Here is a 19,151-nt window from a genome sequence, read left to right on the forward strand (position 1 = left end):
TGGCTTTTCTACTTTGCTCGAATGATCAGTCGTAGATCACTTTCTTCTTCCAGTCCGCATCGGCCTCGACGTCTTTGAGGCCTTCGGTCAATTGGTTCACTTCGCCTTCCACCGGGGCGATGCGGTCCATGACTTGTGCGTTGGCACGGGCCAGGAGTTTTTCCAGGTACTCCAGCTGCTCGGCATAGATCTGAGGTTCCTGCTGCTTGCGCAGGTATTGCACACCGCGTTCGAACGCCAGGCGCGCCTGGCCGGGCTGGTTCTGTTGCAGCGAGTGCTGGCCAAGGTTGTTGAAGAATTCGATGTGCAACAGCACCAGAATATGACGGACCTCACGGATCCAGCGCTTGGCTTCGTTGGGGGGCAGGAAGCCATCCTGGGCGGCGCGGGTGATCTGGCCGTGCAGGGCTTCAAGCAGGAAACGCACGTCCTTGGCCTTGGCTTCCGTCTGGATCGGTGCTGGCGGGTTGTTGACCGGAATCGACTCGCCCTGTGCAACCAGCGCCGTCAGTTCGGTAATCCGCGCCTTGAGGTTGGCGCTGGTTTTTTCCAGGTTCAGCAGGCGTTGGCAGACATTCAATTCCAGGCGGGTCAGCAGCAGCTTGAGCGCCGGTGTCATCAACTGGCCTGGGAAGGTCTCGGTGATCTCTCCGCAACGCCGCAGGCGATCATTGAGTTCAACCTTGGTACGGGCCCTTTCCAGCTTATTGTTTTCCACCACATGGTTGATGTAGCCAATGGCGATCAATAATGCGATCCCGGCTACGACGAGCAGGGTGATCATGAGTGGTGTCACCGGTAAGACCTCTTTTATAGGGTTCGCGTGCGAGTGTAGTGGCTTGGCATTTAAGCGCCCAGGACCGCTCGACGAGTTGGTTCGAGAAGGCTCAACCTGTATCGGCCGCAGTCCTGCTTTATAAATGCTGGCAACAGTGAAGCAGATCGCCATCATTGATGGCGTCGACTATAACGCCTTGGCGAGTGTCAGAATATAGGCGCCAAACACCGGGTGGCGGAAAATCCGGACAGGGACGTCAAAGCAGGGCGAAGTCATTGATTTAAATAAATTTAATACAGGGGGTTGACGACCTCTCAATCCATCCATAGAATGCGCGCCACTTGCAGCGTAAAGCACACAGCGAAACGAAGCAGGGAGTGAATGTTGTAGTGTGTCCCCTTCGTCTAGTGGCCTAGGACACCGCCCTTTCACGGCGGTAACAGGGGTTCGAGTCCCCTAGGGGACGCCAATGCGGGAATAGCTCAGTTGGTAGAGCACGACCTTGCCAAGGTCGGGGTCGCGAGTTCGAGTCTCGTTTCCCGCTCCAATTTTAAACAGCATTGCTTTCGGGCAGGGCTGAGTGAAACCAGAACCAAGTCTTCGGATGCGGATCTGGACACCGAAACACACACCATGTGTTCCGGGTAGCGTGTCCCCTTCGTCTAGTGGCCTAGGACACCGCCCTTTCACGGCGGTAACAGGGGTTCGAGTCCCCTAGGGGACGCCATTTGCGGGAATAGCTCAGTTGGTAGAGCACGACCTTGCCAAGGTCGGGGTCGCGAGTTCGAGTCTCGTTTCCCGCTCCATATTTAACGAAAACGCCGCTCATTGAGCGGCGTTTTTGTTTGTGCGCGATTTATGCGTTGCACAGAAAAAAGGCCCGCCAGTATGACTGAGCGGGCCTTTTGCATGTCAGGCGTTCTTACATCGACAAAATCAACCGTCCGGCAAAAAGAATCAGGATAACGCCCATGGTGCGTTCGAACCAGTGCCCCATGCGCAGGAACAGCAATCGTACTTTGTTGCTTGAAAAGAACAGTGCAACGATCACAAACCACGATGCGTTTACACCGCACATCCACACGCCGTACAGCGCCTGAATCTCCAATGGTGTGGTGGCGCTGATGAGGGTGGTGAAGATTGCCAGGAAAAACAGCGTCGCCTTCGGGTTGGTGGCGTTGGTCAGAAAACCGGTGGTGAACGCCTTCAGCAGTGTTTGTTCCACGACCGGTTCGTCTGAATCTTTTTCGCCTTCAAGCACGGCTTTGGGTTTGCTGCGCAACAGGTTGACGCCGAGGTAGAGAATGTAGGCACCCCCGATAACTTTGGCCACGGTCAATAACCAGGGCGTTGTGTGCATCAGCGCCCCAACGCCGAGCAGGGTGTACAGCACATGCACGGAAATGCCGGCGCCGATGCCCAGTGCGGTGCAGATGCCCACCCAGCGGCCAAAGCGTACGCTCTGTCGGATCGTGACGGCGAAATCCGGGCCGGGGGCGACTACCGCCAGAAAATGGATCGTCGCCAGTGCCAGAAACTCGCCCAGATAATTCGAAAACTGCATTTCAACTCCAGAAAGTAAGGGGTGACGCGTTACCGCGATAGCCGACAAAAAAAGAAAGGCTCAAGCGCGGATCGGCCACACCTGGCGTCACCGAGTGCATGCGGCGCGAATTGAACATGATGAAGTCGCCCGGTTCGGGGCGAACCTCCAGAGTCGGAGTGCCAAGCAGGGACGGATCGATGCCGTAACTGTCGCCACGCATTTCGTCGAACTGGTCCGGAGAAATATCGTGGTCCCACATCTGCAGTGCGCCACCCTCGGTGGGCATGTTCAGGTAAACGTTGCAGGCAAACTGCGCATCGAGGCTTTTGGCCTGGAAACTGTCCGGGGCGTCCTTGGCAAAAATGTCGTGGTGGGCCAGGAAACACACGCCGGGTTTCACGACTCGCGATAGCCCGACATACATCTTGCGGCCATAGAGGTTTTCCAGATGGGCACCCGCTGGCCAGGATTCATCGAGCATGCAGCGCAGGGTGTCGACCGGAGATGAGTAGGGCGCGCAACGGTTGCGCAGTTCCGCGATATTGCGAGTGGCGCGCTCGAAATAGTCCTCGATCAGCAGCGGCTGGTTTTCCGCTTCGTAAAACGCCATGCCGATGCGGCCGATGCTGGGCGCGTTGATATAGCCTTCGAAGCCGGGGGCGAGGATCTTGTCGCCGATCTGGATCGCCAGCGGTCGAGGCAAGAAGCCTTTGACACGGATGGCGAGGACTTCTTCATTGGCCAGCTTTTTTATGCACGTCTCATCGAGACGCTCGACGTCAAGCATCATGTCTTAGGTCCATCTATCAGAGAGTCAACGAAGCCTGCGAATGCAGGCTTCCCCGGCGTCGGGCGATGACGGCAGCGGCATCGCCTGAAGTTTTCAGTCCACGTGGTAGTAGACGGATAACGTCCCTTTCTTGTGCGAAAGGGATTCGATCGTGACCGTGCCCAAATCCTTCAGGCTACGAACATGGGTACCGCCGCAGCCGTAGGCGGGTAATTCACCGAAACCGATTTCCCGGGCACCTTCGCGCAACGAGGTCAAACGCGGTAAATCGTGGGCAACCCACTGTTGAATTCCGTGTTGCAGGGTCTGGATCTCAACCTCCTGCGCCGTGTCTGCTGGTTTGAATTGCACACGCCCTTCGCCTGGCCAGTGGTGGGCTTTGATCGGCATCCAGCCCATGGCCTGAATGAAGTGCCCGATCAGGTGACCGGCGGAGTGCATGCGCGTATTGAAACGGCGACGCTGTTCATCGACCTGGATCCGGGTCATGCCGGTTTCTACCGCGCTGGCGACGAAATGGATGATTCGATCCGGTTCCTGCACGACGCGCAGCACTTGGCTTTCGCCGATCCAGCCGGTATCACAGGGTTGTCCGCCGCCCTGGGGGTGGAACAATGTTGCGCGCAACACCACGGCGAATTCGTTCTCGTGGGGCGTGCATTCCAGGACTTCCACATTGGCCTTGAGGTCATCACTATGGAAAAAGAGGCGAAGCGTCATATTCCATGCTCGTATTAATGTTTCCATTTTTCATTATATGGAGCGTGGAATTACGTGATAATCCGTTCAAACATCAAAGGACTGTTGCGTCGTGAGCATAAATCTTCCTCTGCCGCTGCTGGGTGAAATGGCGATTTTCGTCAAGGTCGTCGAGACCGGCAGTTTCTCCGAGGCGGCTCGCCAGCTGGGCTCTTCGCCCTCGGCGGTAAGCCGCAGCATTTCGCGGCTGGAGAAGGCGCTCGCCACCCGTCTGCTGCAAAGAACCACGCGCAAGTTGCGCCTGAGCGATGGTGGCGAGGAAGTGTTCAAGCGTTGTCAGGACATGGTCAGCGCTGCCCGCTCGGTGATGGAGATCAGCGGTCAGTTCACCCACGAGGCGGAAGGACTGGTGCGTGTCAGCGTGCCAAAGGCCGTTGGGCGGTTCGTGATTCACCCGCACATGCCGGAATTTTTGCGCCGCTATCCCAAGGTGGATGTGGAATTATTGCTTGAGGACCGTCAGGTGGATCTGATCGATGACAACGTCGACCTGGCGATCCGTATTACCGATCGACCTCCCGCCGGGCTGGTGGGGCGGCAATTGCTGACCATCGACCATATGCTCTGTGCCACCCCGCAATACCTGGCCGAACATGGCACACCGACCCATCCCCATGACCTGCTCAACCACAGCTGCATTTACCTGGGTGAAACCCCGAGCGATGCGCGCTGGAAATTCAAGAAAGGCAGCAAAGCCGTGACGGTTGGCGTGCGCGGGCGCTATGCCGCCAATCACACCGGTGTCCGTTTGGGCGCAGTGTTGCAGCACATCGGTATTGGCAGCCTGCCATATTTCACGGCGCGGCATGCGCTGGAGCAGGGGCGGATCGTGCAGGTGCTGCCGGACTGGACTTTCCTTGCGTCCTATCACGGCGGCGCCTGGTTGCTGCATTCGCCGACCCGTTACCTGCCGCCAAAATTGCGGGTGTTTATCGATTATCTGGTGGCGTGCCTGGAGAAAGAGCCGACGCTGAGCAAGCCGGGCAAGCCCAGTGATTGGGCGGAATATGAGTTGCCCGAAAGGGATGGGTTGTTCTGACCGGCCCCTTCGCGAGCAGGCTCGCTCCCACATTTGATCTGTGTCGTTCACAAATCCCCTGTGGAAGCGAGCCTGCTCGCGAAGCTGTCCGTCCAATCACCACATCACCTGGGCAATAAAAAGGCCCGCATGTTCAACCATGCGGGCCTTTTGCATTTCGGATTCAGGATCAGTGCTTGCTGTCCTGGTTCGACAACGCCAGCAGCTGTTTTTCCTGGTTCCAGTCGAAGGGTTCGTCATTCTGTTCAGCTTCGAAGCGACGTTCCTCCAGTGCCTGGTACAGGTCGATTTCATCATCGGGCATGTAATGCAGGCAGTCGCCGGCGAAGTACCACAGCAGGTCGCGGGGGACCAGGTGGGCGATTTGCGGGTAGCGGGTGATGACCTGGCACAGGATGTCCTGGCCCAGGTATTGGCTTTCGATCGGGTCGACCGGCAGCAGGGCAAGCAGTTCGTCAAAACGCTCCAGGAACAAGGCATGGCTTTCGTCGGGAACCTGCTCGGCCTCACCCACGGCGACCAGGATGCTGCGCAGGTGGTCGAGCAAAACGAGATGATCGGCAACGATGTTGGACACGAGATAAGTCCTCAAGAGCAAAACGGGCGCGGGAGTATAAAGCTCCCGCGCCCTTTTTTACATGCTGTACGGCGTTCGCTGGATCAGCGGACCTTATCGTCGGTCAGCGCTATTTCCTCTTTACTGAAATCATCGACATCGATCACCTTGCGCCGTGCCGCTTCGGCCTCACGCAGGGTGTGCGCTTCCACCGGTTGCAGCACGCCGGCTTCCAGTGCGGCATCGATGACGTGCTCGCCGGCAACCGGTTTGACCTGACCGCTCTTGAGCGCCACATGCAGTTTCTTTTGCAAGGGCTGCGCAGCGTTCAACAGGTTGCAGGCGTGTTGCAGGGCGCCGACCGGGTCTTCGTTCGATTGTGGACGGTAGCAACCCAGAAGCACTTCTTCGAGGGCTGGATCGCCCTTGCTGCGGCCGATCACCGCTGCGACCGCGGCACCGAGCTTGTCCGATGGCCCTTTGTGGCGGCGACCGAACGGGAACACGATCACCCGCAACAGGCACGCCAGCACCTTGTTCGGGAAATTGTTCAGCAGTTCATCCATGGCCCGTTCGGCTTGTCCGAGGCTTTCCTCCATGGCCCAGGTAAACAGCGGCTCCATGTACGCCGGCGCGTCGAGGTCGTTGTAGCGTTTGAGTGCGGCGCTGGCCAGGTACAGGTTGCTCAGTACATCGCCGAGTCGTGCCGATAGCCGTTCGCGACGTTTCAGTTCGCCACCCAGCAACATCATGCTGAGGTCGGCGAGCAATGCGAACGCCGCAGCCTGGCGGTTGAGGGCGCGGAAATAACCTTGGCTGAGCTTGTCGCCCGGCACATGTTCCAGATGACCGAAACCGAGGTTCAGTACCAGGGTGCTGGCCGCGTTGCCCACGGCAAAACCGATGTGCTTGAGCAACAGGCCGTCGAACTCGATCAGTGCCTGATCCTTGTCCTCACGGGTGGCCAGCGCCATTTCCTTGAGTACGAAGGGATGGCAGCGAATCGCGCCCTGACCGAAGATCATCAGGTTGCGCGAGAGAATGTTCGCACCTTCCACGGTGATGAAGATCGGCGCGCCGTTCCATTTGCGAGCGAGGTAATTGTTCGGTCCTTCGATGATCGCCTTGCCGCCGTGCACATCCATCGCCTGACTGATGCATTCGCGGCCGCGTTCGGTGAGGTGATACTTGAGGATTGCCGACAGCACCGACGGTTTCTCGCCGAGATCCACCGCGTTGGCCGTCAGCATACGCGCGGCGTCCATCATCCAGGCGTTGCCGCCGATGCGGGCCATGGCTTCCTGAATGCCTTCGAACGCCGCAATCGGCACATTGAACTGCTCGCGAATCTGCGCGTACTGGCCGGTCACCAGGCTGGTGAACTTGGCCATGCCGGTGCCCACCGCCGGCAGCGAGATCGACCGTCCCACCGAGAGGCAATTCATCAGCATCATCCAGCCTTTGCCAAGCATTTCCTGTCCGCCGATCAGAAACTCAAGCGGTACGAAAACGTCCTTGCCGGCGTTCGGGCCGTTCATGAATGCCGCCCCCAGTGGCAAGTGTCGGCGTCCGATTTCCACACCGGCAATATCGGTTGGAACCAGTGCCAGGCTGATGCCCAGGTCTTCTTTCTCGCCCAGCAGGTGGTCCGGGTCGTAGGCCTTGAACGCCAGGCCGAGGAGGGTGGCTACCGGGCCGAGAGTGATGTAGCGTTTTTCCCAGTTCAGGCGCAGTCCGAGGGTTTCCTTGCCTTCCCATTCACCTTTGCAGATCACCCCGGTGTCGGGCATGCCGCCGGCGTCGGATCCGGCCAGCGGACCGGTCAGTGCGAAGCAGGGAATATCGTCGCCGCGCGCCAGGCGTGGCAGGTAGTGATTGCGTTGTTCATCGGTGCCGTAATGCAGTAACAGTTCGGCGGGACCGAGGGAGTTGGGGACCATCACGGTGGAGGCGAGATCGCCACTGTGACTCGCCAGTTTCATGGCCACTTGCGAGTGGGCATAGGCCGAGAAACCCTTACCGCCAAACTCCTTGGGAATGATCAGGGCGAAGAAGCCGTTGTCCTTGATGAAGGTCCAGGCATCGGCCGGCAGGTCCATGGTTTGACCGAGCTGCCAGTCGCTGACCATGGCGCAGAGCGCTTCGGTCGGGCCATCAATGAAGGCCTGTTCCTCTTCGTTCAATTGCGCTTTCGGGTAGGACAGCAGTTTGTTCCAGTCCGGGCGCCCGCTGAACAGTTCGCCGTCCCACCACACAGTGCCGGCTTCAATGGCGTCGCGTTCGGTTTGTGACATGGGCGGCAGGGTTTTCTGGAACCAGTTGAACATCGGCGCGCTGAAGAATTTGCGGCGCAGATCAGGCAGTAGCAGCGGTGCGGCCACGGCGGCGATCAATACCCAGAAAGTCAGCAGCAGCCAACCCGGTGCGTGACTGAAGGCCCCCATTGCCAGCAGGTAGACAGCCACGATGCCCAGGGCAGGCAGTGGTGCGATACGACGGTGGGCTAAATAAGCTATCCCGACAACCAGAACCAGTATCCACAACAGCAGCATATTTAATCCTCCGTGAAACCAGGGCGAACCAACCCACAGAGCTTAGACGGCATCCGCGAAACAGGGTGGTCAGAGCAAGGTGATTGAAAACGTGGGAAACCATGGATGATTTTGTAGGCCTGATGCGCGGCAGACCGTGAAAAATCGTTCATCGAGCGGGCGACAAAGCGTCCATATTTGGCCGAAACGTCGTTATCTCTGTGCTGAACCTCTCGCTAGACTCGGGGCTTCTCCAGGAGATTGCCCGCATGCACGAGTATCTAAGCCCCGGCCGCTTCATCGATAGTGACCACCCCTCGGTGGTGGAGTTCGCCGAAAAACATCGTGGCCCCCGTCGCGACCCGATCGAGCAGGCGATACATCTCTACTACGCAGTGCGTGAGGCGGTGCGCTATAACCCGTACACCTTCAGCCTCGATCCGCAGACCCTGCGAGGCAGTTACGCGCTGGTGACCGGGGAGAGTTATTGCGTGCCCAAAGCCACACTGCTAGCGGGCTGTGCGCGACATTGCGCGATACCTGCGCGGATCGGCCTGGCGGACGTGCGCAATCATTTGTCGACGCCGCGTCTGCTCGAATTGCTCAAGAGCGACGTGTTCGCCATGCACGGCTACACCGAGTTGTTTCTGAACGGTCGCTGGGTCAAGGCCACGCCAGCGTTCAATCAAGGCTTGTGCGATTTATTCAATGTCGCGCCGCTGGAGTTCGACGCAATCAACGATAGCGTTTTCCATCCTTTCAATCGCGATGGCGAGAAACTTATGGAGTACCTGATCGATCACGGCCAGTTCACGGACGTGCCCGAAGCGTTCTTCTTCGAGCATCTGCGCAAGTGCTATCCACACTTGTTCGGCGAGCAACTGCAACCTCTACTGGGGGACATGCAGAGTGATTTGAGTCGCGCCTGATCCGGCGTATGCTGCCTGCGCATTCATCAATCGAGAGGCGGTCATGCTGAAGATCTGGGGTCGGAAAAATTCATCGAATGTCAGAAAGCCTTTGTGGGCCGCCGAGGAACTAGGACTGGCCTATGAAGCCATCGATGCGGGCGGCGCTTTTGGTGTCGTCGATACGCCTGAGTACCGTGCCATGAACCCCAATGGCCGTGTTCCGGTGATCGAAGACGATGGTTTCGTGTTGTGGGAGTCCAACGCCATCGTTCGATACCTGTTGGCCAGGCATGCCGCGAATACCCCGTGGTACCCGTCGGATCTGCAAGCACGAGCCACCGCTGACAAGTGGATGGACTGGACCACCTCCAGTTTTGCAGGTCCCTTCCGCACCGTATTCTGGGGTGTCCTGCGCACCCCGGCAGATCAACAGGACTGGACCGCCATCAAGGCTGCGATCAAGGAGTGCGACGCGCTGCTGACAATGGCCGATCAGGCATTGGCGGCCAGTCCCTACCTGTCCGGTGAACAGATCGGCATGGGTGACATTCCCCTGGGCAGTTTTATTTATGCCTGGTTCGAGATGCCGATCGAGCGCGCGCCGCAACCCCATCTGGAGGTCTGGTACGCTCGGTTGAAACAGCGTCCGGCGTATCGCAAGGCGGTCATGACCGCGTTGACTTAATACTCACTATCGACACACTTGACTGTACTTGTGTGGCGGCGACAAGCACCATTGTGCCAATGCGCTGTGGTTGTGTTGATCGCCGCTCGCCCCTATTTATTCCTTTCTTTCCTTCTTGGTGCGTAAATCCGATATGAGTTCCGCTCTGTCCATCCGGCAGCTAACCAAAACCTACGGCAACGGTTTCCAGGCCTTGAGTGGTATCGATCTGGATGTCGCCGAAGGTGACTTCTTCGCCTTGCTCGGCCCGAACGGCGCCGGCAAATCCACGACCATCGGCATTCTCTCGACCCTGGTGAACAAGACCAGCGGCACGGTGAATATCTTCGGTCACGACCTGGACAAGAACCCGGCGGCGCTCAAGCGATCCATCGGCGTGGTGCCCCAGGAATTCAACTTCAATCAGTTTGAAAAAACCTTCGACATCGTCGTGACCCAGGCCGGTTACTACGGCATTCCATCGAAAGTCGCCAAGGAGCGCGCCGAGCAATACCTGACGCAACTCGGCCTTTGGGACAAGCGCGATGTTCCGTCGCGTTCGCTGTCCGGCGGCATGAAGCGTCGATTGATGATCGCCCGCGCGCTGGTTCACGAACCGCGCCTGCTGATCCTCGACGAACCGACCGCCGGGGTGGACATCGAACTGCGTCGCTCGATGTGGAGCTTCCTCACCGAGCTGAACAAAAAAGGCATCACCATCATCCTCACCACGCACTACCTGGAAGAGGCTGAACAGCTGTGCCGCAACATCGGCATCATCGACCACGGCACCATCGTCGAAAACACCAGCATGAAGCAGTTGCTCGGCCAGTTGCATGTCGAAACCTTCCTGCTGGATTTGAAGAGCAGTCTGAGCGCGCCGCCGCAACTGATCGGCTATCCATCACGGTTGCTCGATGGTCACACCCTGGAAGTGCAGGTCGACAAAAGCATGGGCATCACCGCGCTGTTCACCCAGCTTGCCCAGCAGAACATCGAGGTGCTGAGCCTGCGTAACAAAACCAATCGCCTTGAGGAGTTGTTCGTGTCCCTGGTGGAGAAAAATCTGTCGAAGGTGGCGGTATGAGTTCCGAGCTGCGCCCCAACCTCGTTGCCCTCAACACCATCGTTTACCGTGAAGTCCGGCGCTTTACCCGGATCTGGCCGCAGACTCTGCTGCCGCCGGCCATCACCATGGTTCTGTACTTCGTGATCTTCGGTAACCTGATCGGTCGGCAGATTGGCGACATGGGTGGCTTCACCTACATGGAGTACATCGTGCCGGGGCTGATCATGATGTCGGTGATCACCAACTCCTACGGCAACGTGGTGTCGAGTTTCTTTGGCAGCAAGTTCCAGCGGTCCATTGAAGAATTGATGGTGTCGCCGGTTTCTCCGCACACCATTCTGGTCGGCTACACCCTCGGTGGCGTGCTGCGTGGATTGATGGTCGGGATCATCGTGACGTTGCTGTCGCTGTTCTTCACCGACTTGCAGGTTCATCACCTGGGCGTGACCATTCTGGTGGTGGTACTGACGGCAACGATCTTCTCGCTGCTGGGTTTCATCAACGCGGTGTTTGCGCGCAACTTCGATGACATCTCGATCATTCCGACATTCGTGCTCACGCCTTTGACGTATTTGGGCGGGGTGTTTTATTCGATCTCGCTGCTGCCGCCGTTCTGGCAGACCGTGTCCCTGGCCAACCCTGTGTTGCACATGGTCAATGCGTTTCGTTACGGGATCCTCGGTGTTTCCGATATCCGGATCAGCGTGGCGATTGCGTTCATGTTGGTGGCGACGGTGATTCTGTATTTTGGTTGTGCACGGTTGTTGGTGAGTGGGCGGGGGATGCGTACCTAAGCAATACGGCGTTGCCTTCTTCGCGGGCAAGCCTAGCTCCTGCAGGTATCCATGTGCTCTTGTGGGAGCGAGCCTGCTCGCGAAGGCGTCATTCCAGATGCCACAAAAAAACGGCCTCCCAATCGGAGGCCGTTTTGCATTCTTACATCCGACTCTGCCGGCGCCGTTTCCACTGCCGCGCGACCCACCAGCGCCAATACATCATCACCAGACAATAGGCCAACGCACCGAGCACCAGTCCTGTCACCACCGAGCCCAGCAGGAACGGCTGCCACAAGGTCGAGAGTTCGCCGCTGATCCATTCCCAGGTCAATTCGTCCGGCAGATGGCGGGCGGGAACGTCCATCAGCCAGGCGCCGGTCTGATAGGTGCAAAAGAAAACAGCGGGCATGGTGATCGGATTGGTCAGCCAGACCAGGCTGACGGCAATCGGCATGTTGCCGCGCACGACGATGGCGAGGATGGCGGCGAGCAGCATCTGCAGCGGAATCGGCAGGAACGCCGCGAACAGACCGACGGCCATCGCTCGGGCGACGGAATGGCGGTTGAGGTGCCAGAGGTTCGGGTCATGCAGCAGCGTGCCGAGAAAGCGTAAGGATTTGTGTTCCCTGATGCTGGTCGGATCTGGCATGTAACGTTTGAATAAGCGCCGGGGCATAGGGCTTCTCGGTCGATTAAGGCGGCAAGTATGTCTGGATTCTATGAACCGCCCATTCAGACTTTGTGACAATTGATAACGACGGCCGTGCAGTCGAACCGCTATGACTAGAGACGGAACTCTCTAGGACGGGCGTATGCGCACAGGGATGGTGGCGTTGGCGCTGGGTTTGCTGGCCCTGCGTTTTTTACCGGCGTTGCCGCCGGTCGGGTTGTGGTTGTTGATGCCGGTGGTGGGTTTGATGTTGTTGCCGTTCAGGACGTACCCCGTGGCGTTTTTCCTGTTCGGTTTGAGTTGGGCCTGTGCACAGGCGCAATGGGCGCTGGATGATCGGCTGGCACCGAAGCTTGATGGCGAAACACGTTGGATCGAAGGGCGGGTAGCGGGACTGCCCCAGCACGGCGAGGGCGTCGTGCGTTTCGAACTGGCCGACGCCCGGTCACGGCGCGCAAAAGTGCCACAGCTCATGCGCCTGGCCTGGTATGACGGACCGCCTGTCAACAGCGGCGAGCGCTGGCGGTTGGCGGTCAAGTTGAAGCGTCCCGCCGGGCTGCTCAATCCCCATGCTTTCGATTACGAGGCCTGGTTGCTGGCGCGTGGTATCGGCGCGACCGGGACGGTCAAAGACGGTGAGCGACTCGCCGAGGCGCGAGGGGCCTGGCGTGATGGCATTCGTCAGAAATTACAGGCAGTAGATGCTCAAGGGCGAACGGGCGCGCTGGCGGCGCTGGTACTGGGGGATGGTACCGGGCTCAGTCGCGAAGACTGGCAGGTGTTGCAGGACACCGGCACCGTGCATTTGTTGGTGATTTCCGGGCAACACATCGGGTTGCTGGCGGGCCTGGTCTATATGCTGATCGCCGGGCTTGCCCGCTATGGGCTGTGGCCAAACCGTCTGCCGTGGCTGCCCTGGGCTTGCGGCCTGGCATTCGCGGCCGCCCTCGGTTACGGGTTGTTGGCCGGTTTCGAGGTGCCGGTGCGCCGTGCCTGCCTGATGGTCGGCCTGGTGCTGTTATGGCGCCTGCGATTTCGTCATCTCGGCGCCTGGTGGCCACTATTGCTGGCGCTCAATGGTGTTCTATCACTGGACCCGCTGGCCAGTCTGCAACCGGGGTTCTGGTTGTCGTTCGGGGCGGTGGCGGTACTGATTTTCACCTTCGGCGGTCGCCTGGGTCCCTGGCGATGGTGGCAAACCTGGACCCGCGCCCAATGGCTGATCGCCATTGGCCTGGCGCCGTTATTGCTGGTGTTGGGGTTGCCGATCAGCCTCAGCGGGCCGCTCGTCAATCTGCTGGCCGTGCCCTGGATCAGCGCGCTGGTGCTACCGCCTGCCTTGCTCGGAACCCTGCTGCTACCCGTGCCTCATGTGGGGGAGGGCATGCTGTGGCTGGCTGGAGGACTGATCGACTGGCTATTCCAGGGCCTGGCGTTGATGGCCGGGCAGGTTCCCGCGTGGATACCCGTGGCGGTTCCCTGGTGGGCATGGACCATGGGGGCACTCGGTGCGTTCCTGCTCTTGCTGCCGCGAGGCGTTCCGCTGCGGCCGTTGGGCTGGCCTTTGCTGCTATTGCTGGTTTTTCCGCCCCAATCCAATCTGCCTGAAGGCATGGCCGAAATCTGGCAGCTGGATGTGGGGCAGGGGTTGTCCATCCTGGTGCGTACCCGCCATCATGCGCTGCTCTATGACGCCGGGCCGCGTTTGGGTGATAACGACCTGGGCGAGCGCGTCGTTCTGCCGACGCTGCGCAAATTGGGCGTGGACGGTCTCGACCTGATGCTGATCAGCCACGCCCACGCCGACCATGCCGGTGGCGCGCGTGCTGTCGCCAAGGGACTGCCGGTGAAGCAGGTGATCAGTGGCGAACCCGAGGCGTTGCCGGCGGAACTGCAAGCCGGGGAATGCGAGAGCGGTCGGCAATGGACCTGGGACGGTGTGAATTTTGAACTCTGGCGATGGGCGGATGCCCGGGAAAGCAATCCAAAATCCTGCGTGCTGCAGATCGAAGCCAATGGCGAGCGATTGCTGCTGACCGGTGATATCGACGCTGCGGCCGAACGCGTCCTGCTCGACAGTCCGCTGGCCGTGACCACCGATTGGTTGCAGTCACCGCACCACGGCAGTCGCAGTTCGTCATCGATGGCCCTGCTCGCCGTGTTGCAACCCAAGGCGGCACTGATATCCCGCGGCCAGGGAAACTCCTTCGGTCATCCCCATCCCACCGTCATTGCGCGTTATCGAGCCCGCGACATGACGATCCATGACAGCGCCGAGCAGGGTGCCATCCGTCTGGCACTGGGGCACTTCAAACCGCCGTGGTCGATGCGCCAGGAACCGCGTTTCTGGCGCTCTGCGCAGTGACCGCGGATCATGAAAGCCCGACCGGATGCGACATCACGGTCTTCGGTGCGTCCAGCCCCTATGTTAGAGTGGCGCACTTTTTCGAGGGGACTGACACTGTGTGGGAATTGGTCAAATCCGGCGGCTGGATGATGCTGCCGATCATCCTGAGTTCCATCGCGGCCATGGCGATCGTTGCCGAGCGTCTCTGGACCCTGCGTGCCAGCCGCGTGACCCCCGAGCACTTGCTTGGGCAGGTCTGGGTCTGGATCAAGGACAAGCAACTCAATAAAGAGAAGCTCAAGGAATTGCGCGCCAACTCACCGCTGGGCGAGATCCTGGCGGCGGGCCTGGCCAACTCCAGGCATGGTCGCGAGATCATGAAGGAGTGCATCGAAGAGGCTGCCGCACGGGTCATCCACGAACTGGAACGCTACATCAATGCCCTGGGCACCATTGCCGCCATGGCGCCGCTGCTGGGCTTGCTGGGTACGGTGCTGGGCATGATCGACATTTTCAGCGCGTTCATGGGCACGGGCATGACCACCAATGCCTCCGTACTGGCCGGGGGTATCTCCAAGGCGCTGATCACCACGGCCGCGGGCCTGATGGTCGGTATCCCTTCGGTGTTCTTCCACCGTTTCCTGCAACGCCGGATCGATGAACTGGTCGTGGGCATGGAGCAGGAAGCGATCAAGTTGGTCGAAGTCGTTCAGGGCGACCGAGATGTGGATCTCGCTGGGGGCAAAGCGTGAAATTCCGCCGCAAGCAACGGGAGAACGTGGACATCAACCTCGCGTCGCTGATCGACGTGGTGTTTATCCTGCTGCTGTTTTTCGTGGTGACCACGACATTTACCCGTGAAACCCAGTTGCGCGTTGATTTGCCGGAAGCGGTCAGCGGATCGCCGGCTGAAGACCAGACCAAACAACTGGACATCGCCATCAGTGCCGACGGTGTGTTCTCGGTGAACAACCAGATCTTGCCGAAAAGCGATCTGGCCAGCTTGATGGAAGCCCTGCAGAAAGAATCCAACGGCGATACCAATCGGCCGCTGTCCATCAGCGCCGATGGCAAATCCCAGCATCAGTCTGTGATCATCGCCATGGATGCCGCCGGCAAGCTTGGCTTCAACCACTTGCGCATGACCACAGTCGAGGCGGCGCCGTCCGCGCCCTGATGGCCATGTCCGATCGTCTGCTCACCGCCTGGTATCGAGGTCATCCGGCCTTAAAGTTGTTACAGCCACTGGAGTGGCTCTACCGGCGCGTGGTCAACAACAAGCGCAAGCGTTTCCTGGCGGGTGAGGGAGAAATCTATCAGCCGCCTGTGCCGTTGATCGTTGTCGGCAACATCACTGTCGGCGGCACCGGCAAGACGCCGCTGATTTTGTGGATGATCCAGCATTGCCAGCGCAGCGGCTTGCGGGTCGGCGTCGTCAGTCGCGGTTACGGCGCCAAACCCCCGCACTTGCCGTGGCGGGTCGAGGCAGATCAAAGCGCAGGAATGTCCGGCGACGAACCGCTGTTGATCGTTCAGCGCACGGGTGTGCCCTTGATGATCGACCCGGACCGCAGCCGCGCCGTCAAAGCCTTGCTGGCCAGCGAGCCACTGGACCTTATCCTCTCTGATGACGGCATGCAGCATTACCGCCTGGCTCGCGATCTGGAACTGGTGTTGATCGACGCCGCCCGTGGTCTGGGCAACCAGCGTTGCTTGCCGGCCGGGCCATTGCGCGAACCGGCCGAACGTCTGCAAAGCGTCGACGCGGTGCTCTACAACGGTGCTACAGATGACCGCGAGGGCGGCTATGCCTTCCAGTTACAACCGACCTTACTGATCAATCTGCGCAGCGGCGAACGGCGTCCTCTCGACCACTTTGCCCCAGGCCAGGCGCTGCACGCCGTGGCGGGGATTGGCAACCCGCAGCGTTTCTTCAAGACCCTCGAAACGCTACACTGGCAGCCAGTCCCGCATGCATTCGCCGACCACGCCGAATACAGCGTGCAGGCCTTGAATTTCACCCCGTCATTGCCGTTGGTGATGACCGAAAAGGACGCGGTGAAGTGCCGTGCCTTCGCCGCCGCCGACTGGTGGTACCTGGCGGTCGATGCTGTGCCGTCGCCGGCTTTCGTGGCCTGGTTCGATACACAGTTGATGCGCCTGTTGCCGGCTCGTCTGTTGCCTTAAAACCGTATTTATCCAGGGAATGTTCATGGACACCAAATTGCTCGACATCCTCGCTTGCCCGGTCTGCAAAGGACCGCTCAAGCTCAGCGCCGACAAGACCGAACTGATCAGCAAGGGCGCAGGTCTCGCGTACCCGATTCGCGACGGTATCCCGGTGATGCTCGAATCCGAAGCCCGCACCTTGACCACCGACGAGCGTCTGGATAAATGACCACAGCCTTTACCGTTGTCATTCCGTCGCGTTACGCCTCCACCCGCTTGCCGGGCAAGCCGCTGCTGTTGATCGCCGGCAAACCGATGATCCAGCACGTCTGGGAACAGGCGAGCAAAAGCAGCGCCCAGCGCGTGGTGGTGGCGACTGACGATGCACGCATCCGCGCGGCCTGCATCGAGTTTGGAGCCGAAGTGGTGATGACCCGCGAGGATCACAATTCCGGCACCGATCGCCTGGCGGAAGTCGCGACGAAACTGGGCCTGGCGCCAGACGCCATCGTGGTTAATGTCCAGGGTGACGAACCGTTGATCCCGCCGAGCGTGATCGATCAGGTCGCCGCCAACCTGGCGGCCTACACTGAAGCGCGCATGGCCACCCTGGGCGAGCCGATCGAAGACGTTGAAACCCTGTTCAATCCCAATGTGGTCAAGGTCGTCAGCGACATCAATGGCCTGGCACTGACCTTCAGCCGCGCCACGTTGCCATGGGCGCGGGATGCCTTTGCCCAGAGCCGTGAACAGTTGCCGCAGGGCGTGCCTTACCGTCGCCACATCGGCATCTATGCCTATCGCGCCGGTTTCCTGCATGACTTCGTCAGCTGGGGACCGTGCTGGCTGGAAAACACCGAATGCCTGGAACAATTGCGGGCACTCTGGCATGGCGTACGGATTCACGTCGCCGACGCACTCATCGCGCCGCCGGCCGGTGTCGACACCGTTGAAGACCTTGAGCGCGTACGTCGCCTGCTGGAGGCCTGATGCGGGTTCTGTTTGTCTGCCTGGGCAACATCTGCCGCTCACCCACCGCCGAAGGTGTGTTGCGCCACAAACTGCATGAGGCGGGGCTGGCCGATCAAGTCGAAGTCGCCTCCGCCGGCACCGGTGACTGGCACGTCGGCAAGGCGCCGGACAGGCGCAGCCAGGCCGCGGCCAAGCTGCGTGGCTATGACTTGTCGGCCCAGCGCGCCCAGCAAGTCACTCGCGCCGATTTCGCTGCGTACGACCTGATCCTGGCGATGGACAACAGCAACCTGCGCAACCTGAAGGCCTTGCAGCCGGCCAAGGGCAAGGCCGAGCTGGACCTGTTCCTGCGCCGCTATGAATCTGAAGTCGATGAAGTCCCTGACCCGTATTACGACGGCGACCAGGGTTTCGAGCAGGTGCTGGACTTGATCGAGCGTGCCAGCGATCGGCTGGTGATCGAACTGAAGGGACGGTTATGAGTTTGCAGGTGCAATCGCAGGTTTCGCTCAAACCGTACAACAGTTTTGGCGTGGACGTTCAGGCCCGCCTGTTTGCCGAGGCCCATAGCGACGCCGACGTGCGGGAAGCCCTGGCCTACGCACAGGCGCATGAGGTGCCGCTGCTGGTGATTGGCGGTGGTAGCAATTTGCTGCTGACGGCCGATATCCCGTCGCTGGTGCTGCGCATGGCCACACGCGGGATTCGCGTACTGAGCGACGACGGCAGCAAAGTGGTGATTGAAGCCGAGGCGGGCGAACCCTGGCACCCGTTTGTGCAACACACGCTGGTGCATGGACTGTCGGGACTGGAAAACCTCAGCCTGATTCCCGGCACCGTAGGTGCAGCCCCGATGCAGAACATTGGCGCCTATGGGGTAGAGATCAAGGATGTTTTCGCCGGCCTGACCGCCCTCGATCGCCAGAACGGTGAGTTGCGTGACTTCACCCTGGAAGAATGCAACTTCGCCTACCGTGACAGCCTGTTCAAACAGGAACCGGGGCGCTGGTTGATCCTGCGCGTGCGTTTCGCCCTTGATCGCACCGCACACCTGCATCTGGAATACGGCCCGGTGCGTCAACGCCTGACCGACCAAGGTATCGAACACCCGACCCCCACCGATGTCAGCCAGGCCATTTGCAGCATTCGCAACGAAAAGCTCCCGGACCCTGCGGTGCTCGGCAACGCCGGCAGTTTCTTCAAGAACCCCTTGGTGTCGGCGGCGCTGGTAGCCCGGCTCAAAGGCGAATACCCGGATCTGGTGGCTTACGCGCAACCGGACGGGCAGATGAAGCTGGCCGCCGGCTGGCTGATCGAGCGGGCAGGCTGGAAAGGTTTCCGCGAAGCCGATGCGGGTGTGCACAAATTGCAGGCGCTGGTGCTGGTCAATTACGGCAGCGCGACGGGGTTGCAATTACTCGACCTGGCGCAGCGTATCCAGAAAGACATTTCTGAACGTTTCCATGTCGAGCTGGAAATGGAGCCGAACCGGTATTAGAGGAGCAGTGGCAACCTTCAAGCTTCAAGCGGCAAGCTACAATCTCTAGATATCGAGCTTTGCTGCATTGCTTCTA

20 protein-coding genes and 4 tRNA genes are annotated in these 19,151 nt (G+C 59.7%); 17 read left to right on the forward strand and 7 right to left on the reverse strand.

Annotation, left to right across the window (positions count from 1 at the left end; translation table 11 throughout):
* Window positions 1–25: 25 nt before the first annotated feature.
* Window positions 26–784: a hypothetical protein gene (locus CKW21_RS19320; protein WP_170948693.1), complete on the reverse strand. Its 759-nt coding sequence runs from the start codon at window positions 782–784 to the stop codon at window positions 26–28.
* 387 nt (window positions 785–1,171) lie between these two features.
* Between CKW21_RS19320 and CKW21_RS19325 the strand changes: the two genes are divergently transcribed.
* From CKW21_RS19325 to CKW21_RS19340, 4 genes are all read left to right on the forward strand, one after another.
* Window positions 1,172–1,247 (forward strand) — tRNA-Glu (locus tag CKW21_RS19325).
* A gap of 2 nt (window positions 1,248–1,249) precedes the next feature.
* Window positions 1,250–1,325, forward strand: a tRNA-Gly gene (locus CKW21_RS19330).
* A 104-nt stretch (window positions 1,326–1,429) separates the two neighbouring features.
* A tRNA-Glu gene (locus CKW21_RS19335) sits at window positions 1,430–1,505 on the forward strand.
* 3 nt (window positions 1,506–1,508) lie between these two features.
* Window positions 1,509–1,584: transfer RNA gene (locus tag CKW21_RS19340), tRNA-Gly, on the forward strand.
* 116 nt (window positions 1,585–1,700) lie between these two features.
* Here the strand turns inward: CKW21_RS19340 and CKW21_RS19345 are convergent.
* From CKW21_RS19345 to CKW21_RS19355, 3 genes are all read right to left on the reverse strand, one after another.
* On the reverse strand, window positions 1,701–2,342 hold the full coding sequence (locus CKW21_RS19345; RefSeq protein WP_095195543.1) for a LysE family translocator: 642 nt from the start codon (window positions 2,340–2,342) through the stop codon (window positions 1,701–1,703).
* Window position 2,343: 1 nt separating this feature from the next.
* A complete protein-coding gene (locus tag CKW21_RS19350; RefSeq protein WP_095195544.1) occupies window positions 2,344–3,114 on the reverse strand; it encodes a 2OG-Fe(II) oxygenase in 771 nt (256 codons plus the stop codon).
* 93 nt (window positions 3,115–3,207) lie between these two features.
* Window positions 3,208–3,834, reverse strand: a complete 627-nt coding sequence (locus CKW21_RS19355; protein WP_095195545.1) for a hypothetical protein — start codon at window positions 3,832–3,834, stop codon at window positions 3,208–3,210.
* Window positions 3,835–3,925: 91 nt separating this feature from the next.
* Here CKW21_RS19355 and CKW21_RS19360 point away from each other — a divergent pair, with 91 nt between their 5' ends.
* Complete coding sequence (locus CKW21_RS19360; protein ID WP_095195546.1) at window positions 3,926–4,912, forward strand: LysR family transcriptional regulator; 987 nt, start codon at window positions 3,926–3,928, stop codon at window positions 4,910–4,912.
* A 169-nt stretch (window positions 4,913–5,081) separates the two neighbouring features.
* Here the strand turns inward: CKW21_RS19360 and CKW21_RS19365 are convergent, their stop codons facing one another.
* Complete coding sequence (locus CKW21_RS19365; RefSeq protein WP_007972361.1) at window positions 5,082–5,489, reverse strand: PA2817 family protein; 408 nt, start codon at window positions 5,487–5,489, stop codon at window positions 5,082–5,084.
* Window positions 5,490–5,572: 83 nt separating this feature from the next.
* Window positions 5,573–8,020, reverse strand: coding sequence for an acyl-CoA dehydrogenase (locus tag CKW21_RS19370; RefSeq protein ID WP_095195547.1), 2,448 nt, complete (start codon window positions 8,018–8,020; stop codon window positions 5,573–5,575).
* Between the two features lie 248 nt (window positions 8,021–8,268).
* On the opposite strand from CKW21_RS19370, the gene CKW21_RS19375 reads away from it, so the two are divergent.
* The 4 genes from CKW21_RS19375 to CKW21_RS19390 all read left to right on the forward strand — a co-directional run bounded on the left by CKW21_RS19375 (window position 8,269) and on the right by CKW21_RS19390 (window position 11,437).
* Window positions 8,269–8,928 carry a transglutaminase family protein gene (locus CKW21_RS19375; protein WP_095195548.1) on the forward strand — a complete coding sequence of 220 codons (660 nt, stop codon included), beginning with the start codon at window positions 8,269–8,271 and terminating at the stop codon, window positions 8,926–8,928.
* Window positions 8,929–8,971: 43 nt separating this feature from the next.
* The gene (locus CKW21_RS19380) at window positions 8,972–9,595 is read left to right on the forward strand and encodes a glutathione S-transferase family protein (RefSeq protein WP_095195549.1); all 624 of its coding nucleotides are present in this window, start codon (window positions 8,972–8,974) and stop codon (window positions 9,593–9,595) included.
* Between the two features lie 133 nt (window positions 9,596–9,728).
* A complete protein-coding gene (locus CKW21_RS19385; protein ID WP_095195550.1) occupies window positions 9,729–10,661 on the forward strand; it encodes an ABC transporter ATP-binding protein in 933 nt (310 codons plus the stop codon).
* Complete coding sequence (locus tag CKW21_RS19390) at window positions 10,658–11,437, forward strand: ABC transporter permease (protein WP_095195551.1); 780 nt, start codon at window positions 10,658–10,660, stop codon at window positions 11,435–11,437. Before CKW21_RS19385 ends, CKW21_RS19390 begins: the two co-directional genes overlap by 4 nt.
* 142 nt (window positions 11,438–11,579) lie before the next feature.
* Here CKW21_RS19390 and CKW21_RS19395 read toward each other — a convergent pair whose 3' ends face one another.
* On the reverse strand, window positions 11,580–12,095 hold the full coding sequence (locus CKW21_RS19395) for a DUF2062 domain-containing protein (RefSeq protein WP_095195552.1): 516 nt from the start codon (window positions 12,093–12,095) through the stop codon (window positions 11,580–11,582).
* Window positions 12,096–12,231: 136 nt separating this feature from the next.
* On the opposite strand from CKW21_RS19395, the gene CKW21_RS19400 reads away from it, so the two are divergent.
* The 8 genes from CKW21_RS19400 (at window position 12,232) to murB (ending at window position 19,075) form a co-directional block, all read left to right on the forward strand.
* Window positions 12,232–14,454, forward strand: a complete 2,223-nt coding sequence (locus tag CKW21_RS19400) for a DNA internalization-related competence protein ComEC/Rec2 (RefSeq protein WP_095195553.1) — start codon at window positions 12,232–12,234, stop codon at window positions 14,452–14,454.
* A 98-nt stretch (window positions 14,455–14,552) separates the two neighbouring features.
* Entirely contained in the window at window positions 14,553–15,188 is a 636-nt protein-coding gene (locus CKW21_RS19405) for a MotA/TolQ/ExbB proton channel family protein (RefSeq protein WP_170948694.1), read from the forward strand.
* Window positions 15,185–15,613: a biopolymer transporter ExbD gene (locus CKW21_RS19410; RefSeq protein ID WP_095195554.1), complete on the forward strand. Its 429-nt coding sequence runs from the start codon at window positions 15,185–15,187 to the stop codon at window positions 15,611–15,613. Before CKW21_RS19405 ends, CKW21_RS19410 begins: the two co-directional genes overlap by 4 nt.
* Window positions 15,613–16,623, forward strand: coding sequence for a tetraacyldisaccharide 4'-kinase (gene lpxK, locus CKW21_RS19415; protein WP_095195555.1), 1,011 nt, complete (start codon window positions 15,613–15,615; stop codon window positions 16,621–16,623). The genes CKW21_RS19410 and lpxK overlap by 1 nt, the downstream gene beginning before the upstream one ends.
* 25 nt (window positions 16,624–16,648) lie before the next feature.
* Entirely contained in the window at window positions 16,649–16,834 is a 186-nt protein-coding gene (locus tag CKW21_RS19420) for a Trm112 family protein (protein ID WP_003179363.1), read from the forward strand.
* Entirely contained in the window at window positions 16,831–17,595 is a 765-nt protein-coding gene (kdsB, locus tag CKW21_RS19425; protein ID WP_095195556.1) for a 3-deoxy-manno-octulosonate cytidylyltransferase, read from the forward strand. Before CKW21_RS19420 ends, kdsB begins: the two co-directional genes overlap by 4 nt.
* The gene (locus CKW21_RS19430; RefSeq protein ID WP_095195557.1) at window positions 17,595–18,059 is read left to right on the forward strand and encodes a low molecular weight protein-tyrosine-phosphatase; all 465 of its coding nucleotides are present in this window, start codon (window positions 17,595–17,597) and stop codon (window positions 18,057–18,059) included. The genes kdsB and CKW21_RS19430 overlap by 1 nt, the downstream gene beginning before the upstream one ends.
* Entirely contained in the window at window positions 18,056–19,075 is a 1,020-nt protein-coding gene (gene murB, locus CKW21_RS19435; protein WP_095195558.1) for a UDP-N-acetylmuramate dehydrogenase, read from the forward strand. Before CKW21_RS19430 ends, murB begins: the two co-directional genes overlap by 4 nt.
* The last annotated feature ends 76 nt before the right edge of the window (window positions 19,076–19,151 follow it).

Source organism: Pseudomonas sp. Irchel 3A7 (assembly GCF_900187565.1).
Taxonomy (GTDB): Bacteria; Pseudomonadota; Gammaproteobacteria; order Pseudomonadales; family Pseudomonadaceae; genus Aquipseudomonas.